This is a genomic window from Sporosarcina sp. NCCP-2331 (genome assembly GCF_023707945.1).
GTDB lineage: Bacteria > Bacillota > Bacilli > Bacillales_A > Planococcaceae > Sporosarcina > Sporosarcina cascadiensis.
Genome location: NZ_BRCD01000042.1, coordinates 1 through 16,981, shown reverse-complemented (window position 1 = coordinate 16,981; position 16,981 = coordinate 1). Strand labels below are relative to the sequence as shown.

Annotated in this window: 18 protein-coding genes; 5 read left to right on the top strand and 13 right to left on the bottom strand. The window is 44.6% G+C overall.

Annotated elements, in window-relative coordinates:
- Together NCCP2331_RS17075 and NCCP2331_RS17070 are read left to right on the top strand one after the other, a co-directional pair.
- On the top strand, positions 1–1,275 hold a 1,275-nt coding region (locus tag NCCP2331_RS17075; protein WP_251671946.1), incomplete at its 5' end, for an MBL fold metallo-hydrolase.
- A 3-nt stretch (positions 1,276–1,278) separates the two neighbouring features.
- Positions 1,279–1,554, top strand: coding sequence for a DUF3006 domain-containing protein (locus tag NCCP2331_RS17070; RefSeq protein WP_251671945.1), 276 nt, complete (start codon positions 1,279–1,281; stop codon positions 1,552–1,554).
- Between the two features lie 75 nt (positions 1,555–1,629).
- On the opposite strand, the gene NCCP2331_RS17065 is transcribed toward NCCP2331_RS17070, so the two are convergent.
- The 3 genes from NCCP2331_RS17065 to NCCP2331_RS17055 form a co-directional block, all read right to left on the bottom strand.
- Positions 1,630–2,865 carry an S-layer homology domain-containing protein gene (locus tag NCCP2331_RS17065; protein ID WP_251671944.1) on the bottom strand — a complete coding sequence of 412 codons (1,236 nt, stop codon included), beginning with the start codon at positions 2,863–2,865 and terminating at the stop codon, positions 1,630–1,632.
- A gap of 418 nt (positions 2,866–3,283) precedes the next feature.
- Entirely contained in the window at positions 3,284–3,556 is a 273-nt protein-coding gene (locus NCCP2331_RS17060; RefSeq protein ID WP_251671943.1) for a DUF2564 family protein, read from the bottom strand.
- Positions 3,557–3,700: 144 nt separating this feature from the next.
- Entirely contained in the window at positions 3,701–3,853 is a 153-nt protein-coding gene (locus NCCP2331_RS17055) for a hypothetical protein (protein ID WP_251671942.1), read from the bottom strand.
- A gap of 174 nt (positions 3,854–4,027) precedes the next feature.
- On the opposite strand from NCCP2331_RS17055, the gene NCCP2331_RS17050 reads away from it, so the two are divergent.
- A complete protein-coding gene (locus NCCP2331_RS17050; RefSeq protein ID WP_251671941.1) occupies positions 4,028–4,756 on the top strand; it encodes an MOSC domain-containing protein in 729 nt (242 codons plus the stop codon).
- A gap of 48 nt (positions 4,757–4,804) precedes the next feature.
- Here NCCP2331_RS17050 and NCCP2331_RS17045 read toward each other — a convergent pair whose 3' ends face one another.
- Positions 4,805–5,287 carry a nucleoside deaminase gene (locus NCCP2331_RS17045; protein WP_251671940.1) on the bottom strand — a complete coding sequence of 161 codons (483 nt, stop codon included), beginning with the start codon at positions 5,285–5,287 and terminating at the stop codon, positions 4,805–4,807.
- A gap of 150 nt (positions 5,288–5,437) precedes the next feature.
- On the opposite strand from NCCP2331_RS17045, the gene NCCP2331_RS17040 reads away from it, so the two are divergent.
- Positions 5,438–7,111, top strand: a complete 1,674-nt coding sequence (locus NCCP2331_RS17040; protein ID WP_251671939.1) for a ribonuclease J — start codon at positions 5,438–5,440, stop codon at positions 7,109–7,111.
- A gap of 70 nt (positions 7,112–7,181) precedes the next feature.
- On the opposite strand, the gene NCCP2331_RS17035 is transcribed toward NCCP2331_RS17040, so the two are convergent.
- The 8 genes from NCCP2331_RS17035 to NCCP2331_RS17000 all read right to left on the bottom strand — a co-directional run bounded on the left by NCCP2331_RS17035 (position 7,182) and on the right by NCCP2331_RS17000 (position 14,710).
- Positions 7,182–7,823, bottom strand: coding sequence for an HD domain-containing protein (locus tag NCCP2331_RS17035; RefSeq protein ID WP_153721125.1), 642 nt, complete (start codon positions 7,821–7,823; stop codon positions 7,182–7,184).
- 213 nt (positions 7,824–8,036) lie between these two features.
- On the bottom strand, positions 8,037–8,414 hold the full coding sequence (locus NCCP2331_RS17030) for a PH domain-containing protein (protein WP_251671938.1): 378 nt from the start codon (positions 8,412–8,414) through the stop codon (positions 8,037–8,039).
- Positions 8,415–8,514: 100 nt separating this feature from the next.
- A complete protein-coding gene (locus NCCP2331_RS17025) occupies positions 8,515–9,087 on the bottom strand; it encodes a hypothetical protein (protein ID WP_251671937.1) in 573 nt (190 codons plus the stop codon).
- A 211-nt stretch (positions 9,088–9,298) separates the two neighbouring features.
- Positions 9,299–11,257, bottom strand: a complete 1,959-nt coding sequence (locus NCCP2331_RS17020; protein ID WP_251671936.1) for a bifunctional metallophosphatase/5'-nucleotidase — start codon at positions 11,255–11,257, stop codon at positions 9,299–9,301.
- 7 nt (positions 11,258–11,264) lie between these two features.
- Positions 11,265–11,981: a GntR family transcriptional regulator gene (locus NCCP2331_RS17015; RefSeq protein ID WP_251671935.1), complete on the bottom strand. Its 717-nt coding sequence runs from the start codon at positions 11,979–11,981 to the stop codon at positions 11,265–11,267.
- Between the two features lie 22 nt (positions 11,982–12,003).
- Positions 12,004–12,618, bottom strand: coding sequence for a sterol desaturase family protein (locus tag NCCP2331_RS17010; RefSeq protein WP_251671934.1), 615 nt, complete (start codon positions 12,616–12,618; stop codon positions 12,004–12,006).
- 206 nt (positions 12,619–12,824) lie between these two features.
- Entirely contained in the window at positions 12,825–14,216 is a 1,392-nt protein-coding gene (locus NCCP2331_RS17005; protein ID WP_251671933.1) for a vWA domain-containing protein, read from the bottom strand.
- A 230-nt stretch (positions 14,217–14,446) separates the two neighbouring features.
- The gene (locus NCCP2331_RS17000; protein ID WP_153721118.1) at positions 14,447–14,710 is read right to left on the bottom strand and encodes a hypothetical protein; all 264 of its coding nucleotides are present in this window, start codon (positions 14,708–14,710) and stop codon (positions 14,447–14,449) included.
- Between the two features lie 314 nt (positions 14,711–15,024).
- Here NCCP2331_RS17000 and NCCP2331_RS16995 point away from each other — a divergent pair, with 314 nt between their 5' ends.
- Entirely contained in the window at positions 15,025–15,714 is a 690-nt protein-coding gene (locus tag NCCP2331_RS16995; protein ID WP_251671932.1) for a DUF4309 domain-containing protein, read from the top strand.
- Between the two features lie 203 nt (positions 15,715–15,917).
- Here NCCP2331_RS16995 and NCCP2331_RS16990 read toward each other — a convergent pair whose 3' ends face one another.
- Positions 15,918–16,859 carry a ketopantoate reductase family protein gene (locus NCCP2331_RS16990; protein WP_251671931.1) on the bottom strand — a complete coding sequence of 314 codons (942 nt, stop codon included), beginning with the start codon at positions 16,857–16,859 and terminating at the stop codon, positions 15,918–15,920.
- Positions 16,860–16,981 lie beyond the last annotated feature (122 nt).

Here is a 16,981-nt window from a genome sequence, read left to right as displayed (position 1 = left end):
TGCAGAGTGAAAAACAGACTATGGACATCATTCCTTCTGATTTTATTGCTGTGGGGCTGCAGTACAGGCAATCCTGTGCAGGAAAAAATCGAAGATGCAGCAGATCAAGCAAAGAAAGAACAAAGCGAACCCATGCCGGTCGGACAGATCGGCGGCAGTGAAACCGCTCCTTTGCCCAAGGCAGAGGAAACAGAAATTGAAAAGGATGCTTCTCCCTTACAGTCAAGCGATGACTTGGAGGAATTGACCGTTCATTACATCAATGCGGGCCAGGCAGACGCCGCACTGTTGTCTTTCTCAGAAAACGGTGAGCAATTCAGGATATTGATTGATGCGGGAAACTGGAACTCGACTGACGTAGTGAGTTATTTACGCGAACAGCATGTAGAACATCTCGATATTATAGCGGGCACCCATCCGCACGCCGACCATATCGGACAAATCGATAAAATCATTGAACAGATCGAAACGGATGAAGTCTGGCTCTCCGGAGACACTGCCAATTCCAAAGTATTCAGCCGCGTGCTGGATGCAATTGAACTGAACGATGTCGGCTATTACGAACCCCGGGCAGGCGAGGTATTCGATGTCGGACCAATGGTGATCGAAATCTTCAATCCGAATGAACTCAGCGGCGACGTGCATGAAGGGTCCCTTTCAATGAAACTGACGTACGGTGATGTGTCCTTTTTGTTCACAGGAGACGCTGAAGTCCAGACCGAACAGAAAATGATCGACAGTGGATACGACCTGAAAGCGGATTTCCTGCAGCTCGGGCATCACGGCTCCAAAACATCCACTTCCCTGCCATTTTTAGAGGCAGTCGATCCAAAAGTCGCTATTATTTCAGCTGGAGAAGACAGTCAGTACGGTCATCCGCATGAAGAAGTGGTCTTACGGGTAAAGGCGAAAGGCATCGACATCTATGAGACATCTGTACACGGCTCGATTGTCGTCGTGACAGACGGGAGTACATATACAGTCGGGACAGTTAAAGATGAAAGTACGAGAGATGAACCAGCAGGCACACCGGAAGAACAGCCTTTGGAGAAACCGGCAGAAAATCAAGCAGCTCCCTCGGCTGACTGTATCGATGTCAACAGTGCTTCGTATGAGGAACTGATGAATATTACACATATCGGACCTGCCAGAGCAAAGGATCTGATAGAATTACGGCCGTTTGCAAGTGTAGAAGATTTGAGCAGAATAAAAGGTATCGGGCCCGGCAGGATTGCAGATATCCTCGCTGAAGGCGCAGCCTGTACAGGAGGGTGAAAAATGGAGCGGAGAGAAATCGGATACATCGACCGCATGGAAGACGGACGCTTTGCCGTCCTGCTTGTGGAGGATACAGGCGAAGAATTCATTGCGGATGTCACCGCCTTGCCGGAAGGCGCAAAAGAAGGCGTCTATGTAACGATCACTTTGGTCGATGATAAAATTACGGAACTGGTGATTAACAGGCAGGAAACCGAAGTGATGGAAAAGAAAATAGAAGAGCAGTTGAAGAAAGTTAAATCACGTTCGAAGGGAAGTCGGTTCAAACGCGGGTAGTGCCTGCTGACCGAATTCTATAAAAAAGTACCAGTTTCTGATCATACAGAGGCCGGTACTTTTTATGTCATACTATCAGTAATCCGAATAAAACTTCCCTGCGTAGACTCCTATAATCGAACCGATCTGCTCTACCAATACATAGGCCCCGGTGAACACATGGCTTCCGCAGTCACCGGGAGTATTGCACACTTCATAATGTTCTTCATCAAAGTTAGGTTTTTCGAAATCAATTTCGATCCTGCCCTCTTTCTTTCCGGTTATCCGGAAAGTGTTTGTGCCGGGATCCCTTGTCACGGCTGCAATCTGCTCTTGATTCTCCGGATAAAGTTTATGTTTGCCAATGTCATATGTCTCATCTATTTTCAATACAGCAGCTGGTTGTTCTTTCACTCTTCTGGTTAGATATTGAAAGCTGTCATTCTCTGCTTTCGCTTCAATTCCATAGCGAACTTCATCTCCGTCTGTATACCGCACATTTGCAATATACTGCCCTGCTTCTTCAATATCGATGCAATGAAAGATAGTTTCACATGTGGAAGTTTCCGCACTTTCAGTCAACTTCTTTCCGTCCATTGTGGAAAGGGCGATATTCTGGATTGGATTGTCCTGTGAATCGATGATTACGGGCGTCGTGCGTATATCGTTCGTTTCTTCCAATGTCAGCTTGAATTCATTATCAACCTTTTTACTATAGACATAGTATTTACGATGCTTTGCTGCCAGTTCTCCCGATGATGTTCCGCCTAGAATAACAGCACCTTTTCCTTCTTTTTGAGGTATCAGCTGTACTTTGTCTTTCGTATAGCCTTCTTTTCCTTTAATAAAGACAGCTTTAAACACATCAGATGCAAGACCTGCTTCTTTCCCTGCTTCATTAACGAAATAGATAGTATCCCACCCCAGATCACTTGGTTCGAGTGTTACTACGTTCCTCGTATTCACTTCTTCTGTTGCCTTCAGCATTTTCGCCGCCTGACCTCTTTTGATGAACGCATTCGGACTGAATGCAGTCGGACTCGTACCGGTTGTAATACCCAGTTTGTAGATAATGAGAACATCATCTGTAATGCCGCTTGAATCCTTGAATGGATTTTTCACATCTGCATCACGAGGCAAATCAAACGCCTTTACCAGAATCGCCGCCATGTTCTTACGGTTGATCGGATCGTTCGGCTTATAACTGTCGTTCGGATAACCGCCAATAATTCCTTTTTCCGCCATCGCGGCAATCGCTTTGTAGAATCCGTTCGATGTCGAAACATCCTTAAATCCGGGATTCTTGACGCTTGCTGTATCTAATTTAATCATTTTTGCGATAATGGCTGCCGCCTGTCCGCGCGTGATCGAGTTTCCCGGTTTGAAAGTGCCGTCCCGATAGTCCTCCTAAAATATTGCGTGCTGCTAAATCATTGACCGCTTCTGCGAAGTGCTTCGCCGGCGGTACATCTGAAAATGGCTGCGAAGCGGCAGCCGCGCTAGATAAAGGCAGACTGCATGCGAGCAGTAAAGCGCCAACTAGCGTTATTATTTTGTTTTTCATCTGTTTACTCTCTCCCTTTTGTGCAAGTCTGTAATTCATTCAGCGTACAGACGGGAGAACCCTATAAAAGTTTCAAAAAATCTCAGAAAGTTCTTTCTTCACCTGCGCAGCAAGACAAAAAAGCATCCGCTGTCCACTGGAACAGTGAAGAGCAGATGCGATTTTATTTAAAGAGATATTCACTGCTCACCCATTTTTTTTGTGAGTTTCATTCAACTGCTGCTTGAGCGAATCCAACTGATCTTTATGCAGCTGAACATTATCCAAATGCACATTAAACTGCTCTGCATTCGTGTATGCATTCTCAGCAGTTTCTATCGAATTGAACGCATGCTCAATTGCCATTTCTTCCGGATGGGACATCGCCTGTTTCACTGCACGGTCTGCCTTTTCAACTGAATTACTGAAAAAAGTGCCCGGATGATTCTTTTTCCAACTTGGGCCTGGATTTTTCGCCAAGTACTTCCCCTCCCGCAAATTAAAATTCTGACAGACTTAGTATTTCACTTTGTCCCTCAAGTATGCATAAGAAGGGAAAACGGTCATTTTTCAAATAAGCAGACTCCAGATAATAAAGCAGGAAAGTCTTTCATTATATACGAATCAGCCATGATCCGGCATTGCCAGCTCATTGAAGTCAGCAGCCACCCCTGCTCCTTTAACAATGAAATATGCCCCGGGGAATGACCCGCTGAATGAATCCACCGGCAACATCGGCACACTGCCGTCTTCAGGCAGCGATTGAGGGAAATACATAATGCGGCACCGCCAGCTTAAATCGAATACAGCCAAAATCCTTGTACACACAACAGGGGAATGGAATAATTAACATATTATATATGCTTTCTTTCCGCGGCACATCAATGAGGCCCAGGTTGATTGTTCAGTTCGATCACTTGAACATGAAAGCAGAGAGGATGGATGATAGCCATGAACAAACCTGCAGGAAAATCACCAACTGTGGAAACTCTTTTTGCCGGCAGACCGAAAGTATTTGGAGCAGCCGGTGCAGAACAGCCAATGGACCGGGAATGGAGCACATCTATTTTTAAAGAGCCCGTGTCCGTTCCTATTTGGTTGACGCAGACCAATCTGACAGGCGATGAACAGGCAGACCTGAGACATCACGGCGGATCTGAAAAAGCGGTATTTTCCTACCCGTCCGAGCATTATTCCGTTTGGCAGAAGGAACTTGGCAATCAGGATATAAAGCCTGGCGGAATGGGAGAGAATTTCTCAACAGCCCGCTTGCTCGAAACAGACATCGCTATTGGCGATACGTTTGCGATCGGGGAGGCGATTATCCAAGTTTCCCAGCCCCGCCAGCCTTGCTGGAAACCGGCGCGCAGATTCCGGGTAAAAGAATTGGCGCTGCTTCTTCAGAACACTGGACGCACCGGCTGGTATTACCGTGTAGTGCAGGAAGGCTATATTGAAGCAGGACAGACATTACGATTACTTGAACGTCCGCATCCTGAATGGACGATTGACAGATGCAATTTTATTATGCACATCGACCGGGAAAATTTTGAAGAAGCAGCGACACTCGCGGGAGTTCATGAGCTGGCTGTCAATTGGAAAACGACCTTAGGAAAACGGGTGGACAGCAGAAGGATGGAAGACATCAGCAATCGAGTGTACGGACCAAATTCCGACTGAGGAAAAAGCCAAAATTGTCTCCTCTCCCTCCTGGCCTCTCAGAGCGTCTTACTGATTTTTCGAATGAAACCTGCGATGCAGTTCGCGCACCTGCTCCGCCAACTCAGGAACCGGGCCTTCCACTGGCAGATTCGGCACAATTTCCTGGATTGACAAGGTTCTCACACTTGAAGGTGCAACACCCATTTCACTCATCCATTCGGACAGCTGACCGGACGAGCTCGCATAGACGATCTTGCCGAGACCCGCGAAGCCGTGTGCAGACGAACACATTGGACAGTGCTCACCGGAAGTGTAGACTGTGGCCTTCTCTCGCTCATTCACAGGCATATTTTCAGCCGCCCAGCGTGCAAGTGCAAACTCCGGGTGCTGCGTCGGATCGCCTCCTCCCACACGGTTGCGATCTTCGGCCAGCACCTCTCCTTCTGCCGAGACCAAAATCGATCCAAACGGCTCGTCCCCGTTTTCCAAAGCCTTCTCTGCTAATTCAATACACCTGGTTAAATGCTTCCTGTCTATTTCATTTATCATACTAATCCCTCCCATTTCTTAAGTTCCCTAAACTCTCTCTAGTAACACATCAAAAGTAAAGGTTATTTCACAAGAATCACCGGCAACAAAATAAATTAGGTTTCAAAGGGCATACTTACATGAAGCTTATCATGTAAAGGAGATCTTATGATGACTATTCTCAAAAACACCGTATCCATTTTTGCTTTAGGCGGGATCAATGAAATAGGGAAAAATATGTATGTGCTGCAATATGAAGAGGATCTGTTCGTCATTGACTGCGGTTCTATGTTTCCCGACGAAAACCTGCTGGGAATTGATTTGATCATTCAGGACATCAGCTATTTAAAGCAAAACCAGGACAAAATCAGAGCATTGCTGATTACCCATGGACACGAGGATCATATCGGCGGCATCGCCTATTTTTTAAAACAGCTGAATATCCCTGTTTATGCAACCGCCTTAACCGCAGGATTAATCAATAGTAAATTGAAAGAACACGGCCTGCTCCGCAGTACCGACATGACAATCGTCCATGCAGAATCAAAATTGGTCTTTGGAAATGTGGAGGTGACGTTTTTTAAAACGAATCATAGTATTCCCGACTGCGTAGGGATTGTCTTTCATACACCCGTCGGAACTGTCGTCCATACAGGTGATTTTAAATTTGATTTGACACCAGTCAATAATGACGTGCCCGATATTCATAAGATGGCGCAGATCGGCGAAAGAGGCGTGCTAGCATTACTGTCTGAAAGCACCAATGCGGAGCGTCCCGGGTTTAATCCCTCTGAAATAACGGTCGGCGGACATATTGAAGAGGAGTTTCGGAAAGCGCGTAATAAAGTATTTATTTCTACTTTCGCATCCAACGTACACCGTGTTCAGCAGGTCATCGATGCGGCACAAAAAACAGGAAGAAAACTGGCATTGCTCGGCAGAAGTATGAATAATGTGGTGAATGTCGCTTCAGAACTCGGACATTTGAATATTCCCGACGGCATGCTGATCGAACCATACGAAACAGGCAAGTTGAGTCCCGAAAAGGTTGCTATTTTATGTACAGGCAGCCAGGGAGAACCAATGGCCGCTTTGTCGCGTCTATCCAGTTCGAATTTCAGACAGGTGAAAGTACTCCCTGATGACACGGTGATTTTCGCATCATCCCCGATTCCGGGAAACGAAAAGAATGTGTCACGTATTATCGATAATTTATATCAGCTGAAAGCCAATGTGATTTATGGCTCAGGCTCGGCGACGGGCATGCATGTGTCGGGACATGCTAATCAGGAAGAGCTCAAGCTCATGCTGACACTGATGAAACCGAAGTATTTCATTCCGATTCATGGAGAACACCGGATGCTCTATAAACATAAACAACTGGCGGAATCTGTAGGTGTGGAGTCAGAAAATATTTTTATTATTTCTAACGGTGATGTAGTGGATATAGATGCGGATCAGGCAGTCCAGACACGTAAGGTCCATGCCGGCCGTGTATTTGTAGACGGACTGGGTGTAGGGGATGTCGGGAATGTGGTATTGCGCGACCGGCGGGTTCTGTCGGAAGAAGGCATGCTGGTAATCCTCATTACAGTGAGCAAAACAGACGGTCAGCTGGTTTCTGAACCTGACACCATTTCACGCGGTTTTGTTTATCAGCGGGATGCCCAGGAACTGATTAAAGAAGTAAATGACGCTGTCACGACGACAGTAAATAACTTACTGGACACAAATGGCAGCAAACGAAACGTAATTAGACAAAATGTGAAGAGTTCAGTGGAGAAACTATTATTTGAACGAACGAAGAGAAGACCGATGATTCTTCCTTTTGTTATCGAGATGTAAACAGCACAACATGTTTCGGCATCGGAGTGGAATAACTGTGTTCCACTCTGATTTGCTTATTGGACATCTTTTACTTTCTGCATTCCCCTATGATCCACACCGTAATGTCATTCAACTCTTCATGCTCGGTAAATTGTTCACTAAGCATATCCGTAATAATATTCTCCATGAAATATTCCACGCAATTCATATCTTGATACAGCAGGATTGTCCGCAATGCTTCTTCGTAAATTTCTAAAAACAGCGGCTCGGGATTCCCTTTTTGAATCTCACCGAATGATTCATACAGCAAGTCAATTTTATCCGCAACGGCTAAAATACGACCTTCCAGCGTCTCGTCTTTTCCTTCTTTAAATCGCTCCAAGTAAATTTCCTGATACTCAGACGGTATTTCCTTTTCCACAAAGTTTCTGGTCATTTCTTCTTCCACTTCACTGAACAGCTGCTTCAGTTCTTTCGAAGCATACTTTACGGGCGTCTTGATATCGCCGGTAAAAAGTTCCGCGTAATCATGATTCAGCGCCTTTTCATATAAGGATCTCCAATCCACTTCCTGCCCGGATCGTTCTTCGACCGTCCCAAGAAATTGAGAAATTTTCGCCACTTTAAATGAATGGCTGGCCACAGAATGCTCCTGGTATTTAAACTTTCCCGGACATCGGATTATTTGCTCCAGATCTGACAAGCTTTTAAAATAATGGTGCATACCCATACGGCTCATCTCCTTTCCAGCGTTTCACAAGCTGTTCTATATCTTTTCCCTATTTTGATTAAAATATGCCGGTATAGGAATGGCTATTTCTTTCACTTCAACTGCCCTTTAAAAAAGGTAGATTGTCACTTTCCAAAATATCACTTATTAAAAGCGCCCGTGTAAGAAAGGATTCGATTTCCATACTTCTCACATAGGTGCTTTCTGCAAATCTTATAAACAAACAGCCGCTAAGATCTTTTGGATGTCGTAAATGCTGCTGTCCTTCTTGAACTGCTTATTCACCAGCGGTTCCGCTGCACTCGACACCCAAATTTTTAATTCTGCATCCAAATCAAAAGTACCGGCAGTTTCCACACTGAAATGAGCAATGCTCTTATACGGAATGGTGTGATATTCAATCTTCTTTCCAGTCACCCCTTGCTTATCGACCAGAATTAGGCGCTTTTCCGTAAAAACCATCAGATCACGGAATATCTTAAACGCAGCCTCCACTTCTTCATCAGCAATTAAAATGGATGCCAGATCCTTCTCTACCTTCTTCACATCCATTGTCGATGCATTACCCAGCAGTGAATCAAAAAACCCCATCAAAACTCCCCCTTTGAAATGAAATCCACCCGGCAGCTTGACCGGCGGGTTATTCCTATACATATATGAATTTCATCAGATCCAAAAACAATTACCTATATTATACTTCATCTTTCCACTTATTCAGCTTTTCCATCGCAAGTTCATAGGTTTTCTGAGAAATTTCTGGAAGTTCCCCGCCCAGCGCTTTCTTTGCTTCGCTGAATCCTTCCTCAATCGCATTCTTCAGCAGTTCAAACTTACTTCTGTCTCCGCCGGAAACCGCATTGGCGAATTCAACGAGTCGATCACTGACCATTTCTGGACTGTGTTCTCCGCCCGGTCCGATCGCATTCTGTGCTTCCGTGCGCGTCTGCTCGTCCGTGATAACCTCTTTTTCTCCGCTGACTGCATCTTCCATACTGATTCCTTGTCTTTCCAGCAATTCACGAACTAAATTCCGCAGCTGTTCAAACGCTTTTTCACTTTCCGCTTTCAGTCGTTCAATGGTCGTTGTGTCCGCTTTAAATACGGGTTTCTCATATCCGGCATTTTGAACCTTTTCCGACGGTATATACTGATCGACCGGTTTATTGGGGGCTGACTCATTTTTCTTCACAGCCTGCTGTTTTTCATCCACTGGCTTTTGATTCTGAGGGATCCTGAACGCAGATTGGTTCGGTGAAATTTTCATTTTACATTCTCCTCTCATTCTATTCATCTATTCCGTTATGATATCGATTAGTTACAGACATATTTAAGGACACAGCAACACTCTGTTCTGTCGTCAGAAGAACAACTATCCTCATCTATTCCTATTTACCCGACTTTCACTGCACATACTCGCAGCGATAAAAGTAATCAGTTAAATCTATATAAAAATGCTGCTCCGGCTCACACAGAATTCACCGGACAGTACCCTTCGCCAGCCTGCGTCTTCTCCTTTTTACAACAAAAACAATAATCAGCACCAAAATGCCAATGAAAGCCAGCAAGATACCGTATGCTGATAAGATAATGCCATTCGGATTTTTTAGTATCGCCAAAATATTTGCATCGTGTTCCACCATTTTCCTGCTCTGTGTATTCTCATAATAATCCGGTACTTGTGCTGCTCCGTCTATTTTTTCAAAAGACGAAAGATAATTCGCAATCGCATACCATTCCTTCACTTCCTGGTGATCATTCATATAAATGATCCGGTCTTCAAAATTTTCGACAGGCGTGCCGTCTTCATTCTTCGGCACGACGGACAGGATTCCAAACGACTTTTCATTGACAAAAGGAAGCATTTGAACAGAATACAGACCGCCGACGACACGATAGAGCTTCTTATCATCGATTTCTTCCTTCACGCCGTCAACAGACTGCAAATCAATGTCCGTCACTTTATTGAAAATGAATCGATTGGTGTTAAACGTATAACTTAACCCGGCGATATACAGTTGAACCGTGTTCATAAGCGGCGTGATCGAGGCATCGACTTCCGCAACCGTCTTCAATTCTTTCCCGGTTAAATAGATATCCAGCAGAGGATAACCCGAAATTCCATCCGGTCCGATGCCCAATGAATTCACATTGAACACTTGGGAAGCCGTAATATCCCCCTTGCTGAATGAATCCCTGATTGTCCCCACTGGAACGACGGCCGCTGCAACAGGCTCATACTCGCTTCCTTCTATTTTCTGGATCATATGAATAAAAGAGTCGCCAATCAAGTTTCCGATCGGCTCTTCTCCCTGATCAAACCCTAACTTTGAAAAAGAAGTGAAATCAAAGGGCGAGTAGGCGAGAACCTCATCGAATTCCATCCCAAAGTCACGCAGATAATTCTCTTGAACTGCCTGTTTATACTCCTCAATCATTAGGGAAATGTCAGGATCCGAAGGCAGTGAGTCGTCAATTTTGCGTAATTCATAATGATTCACTTTCCATTTGCCGTTTTCATCTTGTGAAATATTCAGCACACCTAGATTTTCCCCATACTCGCCCGCTGAACCTAAAATCGAGTCCCCTGCAATGATCGGTTCTTCAAAAGCGGTATGGCTATGACCGCTAATAACGACATCGATGTCCGGTACTTTTTTCATCAGGATTTCATCTTCCGAACGGGACGGGTCAAGCGAAGTACCGGAATGCGAAAGAGCAATCACCAAGTCCACATCCTGATCTTTCTTCAACGCAGCGACCGTCGATTTGGCACTTTCCACCGCATCATCAAACGATACATCCGACATAGGTGCGTTGCCGGCGGCCTCTTCTCCCATCAAGCCAAGTATGCCGATTCGGATTCCTTTACGCTCGATGACCATATACTCCTTTACACCGTACGCGTCCACCGCCTCTTGCAGCGACTGCACGCCGGCGTCTGTATTTCCATTCTTGTCTTTAGGGAATCTCATATTGGAAGAGACGATAGGGGGAAGTTTTTCTCCACTGCCTTTCGCAGCGCGCAGGCTTCCCGCCAGCCCTTCCGCCCTAAAGTCAAACTCATGATTACCAAATGTGATTGCGTCATAACCCATTTGTCCCATCATGGTTAAACCCGGCGCGTCTGTGATATAAATGGTTTGAAATAATGTTCCCATCGACAAATCTCCGGCATCTACTAAAATAGCATCCGGGTCCTTTTCTCTTTGTTCCTGAATCGCGCTGTATAATCGGGCATAACCGCCGACTGTCATTTTCCCTTGCTCCCTTTCGACCTCAAAAGGAAGGTAGTTATCGTGCAGATCATGCGTAAAAAGGATGGTGACGGAATCCTCTGCCGAATCCGCGCTTATCTCAGCAGCAGGCAGTAGGAAGACTGTTGCAACGAGCAATATCATCCAATAAAGTCTGGGCAGTCTGTTAATCTCTCTCATCTCCTTCTTACTCTATGTCATCGAATTTAAACTTCACACCGATCTTTTCTTGAGGAGATAACTGGCCTTCCCATAACGCATAGCTTTTCTCCATCATGGTATGCGCCAGCTTTTCGGCCTGCTGATTATCTCCTTTTAAGGCGGCATCTAATAATTTCTGATAATAGCTTACTGATGCTTCCCGGCGAAAAGAATCATCAAAATACTTCCATGCAATTTTTAAATATGCGGGTTCAAAACTATTGAGCACAAGCGAGAAAATAGGATTCCCCGATAATCTGGCCAGCTCCTTTTGCATCTTCCAGTCATATAATGCAAATGCTTCCGGCGTATCTGGCAGCTCATCGATTTCCGACAGCAGTCCGACCACTTTGGGATGATTAAGCTGCACCGCCCTTTTCACATACTGGGGTGTCAGCGCAATGCGCATTTCCAGAAAATAGAGAACGAACGCATCGGGCACTTGATCAAAATACTCGATAATATCCACAATCGTCGTACTGTTTCCCCCGTACCAATAGTCATTGACGACGGCCCGATGCCCTTTTTTCAGCGTCAGCCAGCCGCCGTGGCTTAAGCGCTGCAGAACTTCCCGGACCGCGGGACGCCCCATTTCATATTTCGCAGCCAATTCTCTTTCCGTCTCCATTTGACTTCCTGCCGGATAATCTCCCTGCAGAATGGCCTTAATCAGTTTCTTTTCAACTATGGTTGTTCGATTCATTGCAAAATCTCCTTTTACCCGTTCATACACGCTTCTCTAAATTTTTAGCCGTCTCGCTTTTTTCCACTAATTTCTGATTTTTATACGTACCGAACGTTTTATCTACAGCAGTATGTGTCACGCCGAACCAATAGTTTTCATTTTTAAAATGATGCCAGAGATGAGCTTTCTTAATCTTCCTTCCCCTGGCTGTGCGCGGTTGGACTGGCCGGTGTGCGATGTAATGCTTCCATTCATAGAATAAAAAGTAGATGATGATTCCAGCAAGGTAAGCAAGCGTTAATTGAAAACTATTTGTGATGAGGTAGAAAATGGCGGCATAGATCGAGAAGCCGGGCAGACTGAACCAAATCGGCAGGAATAACAGCTTCAAGTCATCCGGATCAGCATGGTGATCATAGTGTAGGCGCTTTATCCATTTTAGTAAAAAAGGATTTTCCGGTGTTTTCATATGAAATAAAAATCGGTGAATGACATACTCACTCAGCGCATACGTAGACATTCCTATAATAAAAGCAATCCAGATACCAAGGGAGAGAGCATGTAAAAAAGTATAGGCCATAAGCGGTAGAAAGAGAATCAGCATGATGGTGATGTCTGGAAACGTCATAAACTCTTTCAGATATTTCTTATTCATAGACCATCCTCCTGTCATAATAGTTGAATTGCGTTATAGCCGTTGCGACTGTGCAAAGCGATTCGTTTGGTAAGACCATATGCATTTTTGGTGTTACCTAACTATATGATGTTCAGAAAAGATAGTCAATTTGTTTTTTTACTAAAACAGTTAAAAACACTCCGAAGATCAAATATCCTCTGATCTCCGGAGTGTATATTACATGTCTATTGCTGATGTTTTTTCGTAGCCGCCTCATTATATTTCTCTTGACCTTCATTTATTACTTCATTGTATGTTTTATGGCCATTTGTCACACTTTCATTATAGAGTTCATTACCTGTCTGCGTAATATAGTTATATTTCTTATGCTGGTCTTCTATCAAATAATTCGATAACTGGATGACAGGATGGTCATAGTCTGTATATTTCGTTCGTAAATAAGCACGCGCTGCCTTCAACCGTTCTTTTTCCTGCAGGGATTGTTTCTGAAGAGCCTCTTTCGTATTCATAGAAAGTTCCTTAAGGTTCTCTTTTTGATCTATTGCGTCTTTTTTTCCGGTCTCCTTCCACTCCAGCCACTGCTTCTGGATTTCTTCGTATTGTTTTCTCATATACTTCCTTAATTCTTTTTCGGAATTAACATAAATAAATTCCCCGTTTCCTGCATCCGCCACTTTCTTCAGCAATGTCTGTCCTTCATTATCCACATCATAGCCGATAATATTGACGACCGTCTGTATATTCCCGGCAACGAGATCTCCCGCAGCCTTCACTGGATCGCCGCCGCATGTTTCAATGCCGTCACTCACCACATACACGACGACTTCTTCTGCATCTTCCGGAATATCCTCTTTTACAGTTTCCAGGACAAGCCCGATCGGTGTCCAGCCGGCCGGTTGTACTTTGCCGAGCGCTTCCCGAAATGCCGTATCTTCAAACTTTCCGCTGTATAAGTTTTCTGTGCTTGTGCATGAAAGTTGCTTATCTGCCTGATTACCCGAACCCTTATGCCCGTATACACGCATCGACATGGTCGCATCTTCCGGAATCTGTTTGGCAAAATCCAGGACCGCATCCTTTGCGGACTCCATTCGGGTCTTACCGCCGGCCATTGCCCTCATGCTGCCGCTCGCATCAATCAAGATTGCATAATGCGCCGCTTTCAATGCAGGCTGATTTACTTGTTCATCCGGTTTTGTATGATCGACTTCCACTGACGTATCAAACGTCAGAAACGTCTTCATCCCTTCATAATAGTCTTCCCCGACTAAGTGCAGCATTTCATTCAAATACTCCTCTACTGTCAACCCATCCGGCCACTGATCCATTGCTTCATTCACTTTTTCTTCATCATAGTTCTCTCCGCTGTAGATTCCCGGTTTCCGAAGCAGATCCTTCTCTGCGTCGGTCAAGGGGCGGTCAACGCCTTCGATCTCATAGTACTCAGGTTCTGTCAGTTCAAAATCGTCCGCATCAGTCTCAACTGTTTGCGATTGCACCTCATCCTTTTTCTGTGTTTGCTCCTGGCTGTCCGCCTGCACTTGGGGCTCTTCTTTCGCTGAGCAGCCTGCCAGCACTGCGAATGAACAAAATAACCCGTACAACAGTTTTTTCATCGCTCTGTCTCCTTTGCCACTACCGTTTTGATTTGATTATAGCGAAAACTGCAGATGAGAAAAGACCGTATTTACAAAACCGTTCTTATGGCGGGGGGCAAAACGTCTATGTGTAAAGTACTTGCTATGTTATCTGTCATCTAAAAACGCAAAAACTCCGCCAGTTTGCAACCGGCGGAGACTCTTATTGAAACTATATAAGTAATACGTTGCGCGCAGTTATCTGTAAATCAGCTGCCTGCAATACTTAGGCACCATGTGAAGTTTTCCCAGGCGGAATACCAGCCGGTGAAAAACTCCTGCGAATCATCCCAGCGCACTTCGAATTTCTTCTGCCCGTCCACTTCTACCAAGTAAAGCGCTAGTTCAGCATCTTCCTTGGATACTGCCAGCTTCATACCATTTTGAAGTTCTTCTTCTGTAAACGGCACATCTGAAACCGACCGCAGCTGTGCTTGATCAAATACTTGTTTGTTCATAACTCTATAATTCATAAAGACCCTCCACTAAAACATTTATTCTTTATGTCCGTCCATACTTCTTTCTGCAAAAAAAACATGTACAGTAGTTTATTTTATATGTATTTGCCACTGAAATCAAAGGTGAAGTATATTTACTTAATTCAGTTAATTTAAGGGTGCCTGTGTACGAAACAAACATGAAAGTTCAAACTTTCATGTTTGTTCAAATAATCGTGAATGTTTAAATTAACATGATTGTTTAGCGCACAGGCACCCATCAATGATGAGGTTTACCCATACGAACGGGAGGGAAAATAGAGAACAACACTGGCAAAGGAGAGATTTTCATGAACAAGATAAAACTTGCTGGCAGTTTCATCATACTGTCTTCTTTATTCGCGGGATGCGCCCAATCTACAGACACTAGCCAAGAGACAGTCAACAGCCAGTCTCCTATCACGAATGAAACACCGGACAAAACAGTCTCTAAGCCTGAACAGGAGACAGGAACAGAAAAGCCTGCAGCAGATTCTGAAGATATAGAAGTAGACGCAGCAGATCAGTCCTCTGAAAGTTCAGATGAGGATGAACAGCAGCAGATGGCGATCAATATGCTAAAAGAATTAACGGACGATGCAAAAAAAGGGATCGTTTATAGACAAGGCACTCAATGGATAATCGGCAAGACCACCCGCGAGGAGATTCATCAGGAAATCGGGGAACCGGAAGAAAAGAAAGGTGACTTCGAGCATTATCATGGTTCCATGGGCAGTCCTTCTGTCGCTTTCAAATTTGATGGCAACGAAGTTCTGGAAGAAGCTCGCTACTTTGGCACAAACATCGAACGCCAAACCAACCTGGGCGGCATCACAGAAAAAATTCTGTACCAAGAACTCGGCGATCCCGCAGATACCCATTTGATTGAGGCAACCGGTGAAACGAATATCATGTATCAACCGGGGCACTATGAGCTGCAATTCATCATAGGAAAAGACGGCACTGCCGATCATGTAAACTTAAAAAAGCGGAATTCATAAAAGAGCAGGTTCCCATGCAACTCATTAGCAATATTATATTGCGTTACAATCGTGTGGAAACCTGATCCATACTATTCAATGAGCAAACATATTAAAAGTGCATATGAAAATGATCTGAAGCTGCGTTGAGTGGAAAAGGAAGGTGATGCGACTGACGAGATATCAGTTATAAAAGAAGCCTCTGCATTTACATGGGAAGTACACTACTCCTCAAAGGACGGAGAGTCATTGTTGGCCATCTCCTCCATCACTTCAATCAACCGAACAAGCTGTTTATTCACAGGCACAGACACGCCATATTGATCGCCTTTTTCACAAACTACTCCACCCAAAAATTCCACTTCCGTCTTTCTTCCCGCCTCGATATCCTGCAGCATAGAAGTTTTTCCATACGGTGAAAGATTGTTCAGGATCGGCCAAAACGATTTTATGTCTTGTTCGGAAAGATTTACGCCTGTTTGTTGAGAAAGTGCCACTACTTCCCACATTGCATCCTCAACTAGCCGATAGGCACTGGAAGTAGATTGGAACACACCGTATGGCGCCCGTAATATTGCGGAAGTTTGGTTGATGCCGACATTTATCATGAATTCCCACCACATCGTATGCAGTATATTATCTGGTATTCTGTATTGAATGCCTGCTCGCTCGAACAATTCTTTCACTGCCAGCACATCATCCGTCATCGAGTTGTCTCTGTATCCGAATTCTATTCTTCCCAATGTACTGAAAGTGGTTTCATTGCCTTGTCTTACCGCGTCAATTTCCACGCTGATACTGTGTAAGATGTGTTCGTTGTGGAAGGTTGAATAAATCTCTTCTTCGCTCGAAATACCATTCAGTAAAGACATGATAATCGTATCAGGCCCGATCACATGTTTGACGTCTTCCATAGCTTGCAGGAGTTCTGCATTTTTCACAGCAAAAATAACCAGATCAGAAGCCGCCGTGCCAGTATCTGGAGTCGCATAATGAAAGTTTTGCACCACACCGTTCACGCAGATTCCTTCTTTTTTATATCGTGTAATACGCTTATCATCGGCAACTACTCGGAATGAATCTCCCAGCGCTGTATGCAGACGGCTGCCATAAGCCGCACCAACGGCTCCCAGTCCTATTAATGAAACAGTTTCAATTTTCCTCATTATAATTCACCACTTTTTTCTTTAAGTGTAGCATGGAATTCCTACTTGCGATGCAAAAAAATACTGGCGTCGTGATCACTCCAATCAAATCTAGCCACATAAAAAGCTCCCACATTCAGTAG

Bases quoted from the DNA above. Each gene is read 5' to 3' on its own strand.
- NCCP2331_RS17070 (WP_251671945.1), top strand. From the start codon at position 1,279: ATGGAGCGGAGAGAAATCGGATACATCGACCGCATGGAAGACGGACGC.
- NCCP2331_RS17065 (WP_251671944.1), bottom strand. From the start codon at position 2,865: ATGATTAAATTAGATACAGCAAGCGTCAAGAATCCCGGATTTAAGGAT.
- NCCP2331_RS17055 (WP_251671942.1), bottom strand. From the start codon at position 3,853: ATGTATTTCCCTCAATCGCTGCCTGAAGACGGCAGTGTGCCGATGTTG.
- NCCP2331_RS17050 (WP_251671941.1), top strand. From the start codon at position 4,028: ATGAACAAACCTGCAGGAAAATCACCAACTGTGGAAACTCTTTTTGCC.
- NCCP2331_RS17045 (WP_251671940.1), bottom strand. From the start codon at position 5,287: ATGATAAATGAAATAGACAGGAAGCATTTAACCAGGTGTATTGAATTA.
- NCCP2331_RS17040 (WP_251671939.1), top strand. From the start codon at position 5,438: ATGACTATTCTCAAAAACACCGTATCCATTTTTGCTTTAGGCGGGATC.
- NCCP2331_RS17035 (WP_153721125.1), bottom strand. From the start codon at position 7,823: ATGGGTATGCACCATTATTTTAAAAGCTTGTCAGATCTGGAGCAAATA.
- NCCP2331_RS17030 (WP_251671938.1), bottom strand. From the start codon at position 8,414: ATGGGGTTTTTTGATTCACTGCTGGGTAATGCATCGACAATGGATGTG.
- NCCP2331_RS17025 (WP_251671937.1), bottom strand. From the start codon at position 9,087: ATGAAAATTTCACCGAACCAATCTGCGTTCAGGATCCCTCAGAATCAA.
- NCCP2331_RS17020 (WP_251671936.1), bottom strand. From the start codon at position 11,257: ATGAGAGAGATTAACAGACTGCCCAGACTTTATTGGATGATATTGCTC.
- NCCP2331_RS17015 (WP_251671935.1), bottom strand. From the start codon at position 11,981: ATGAATCGAACAACCATAGTTGAAAAGAAACTGATTAAGGCCATTCTG.
- NCCP2331_RS17010 (WP_251671934.1), bottom strand. From the start codon at position 12,618: ATGAATAAGAAATATCTGAAAGAGTTTATGACGTTTCCAGACATCACC.
- NCCP2331_RS17005 (WP_251671933.1), bottom strand. From the start codon at position 14,216: ATGAAAAAACTGTTGTACGGGTTATTTTGTTCATTCGCAGTGCTGGCA.
- NCCP2331_RS17000 (WP_153721118.1), bottom strand. From the start codon at position 14,710: ATGAATTATAGAGTTATGAACAAACAAGTATTTGATCAAGCACAGCTG.
- NCCP2331_RS16995 (WP_251671932.1), top strand. From the start codon at position 15,025: ATGAACAAGATAAAACTTGCTGGCAGTTTCATCATACTGTCTTCTTTA.
- NCCP2331_RS16990 (WP_251671931.1), bottom strand. From the start codon at position 16,859: ATGAGGAAAATTGAAACTGTTTCATTAATAGGACTGGGAGCCGTTGGT.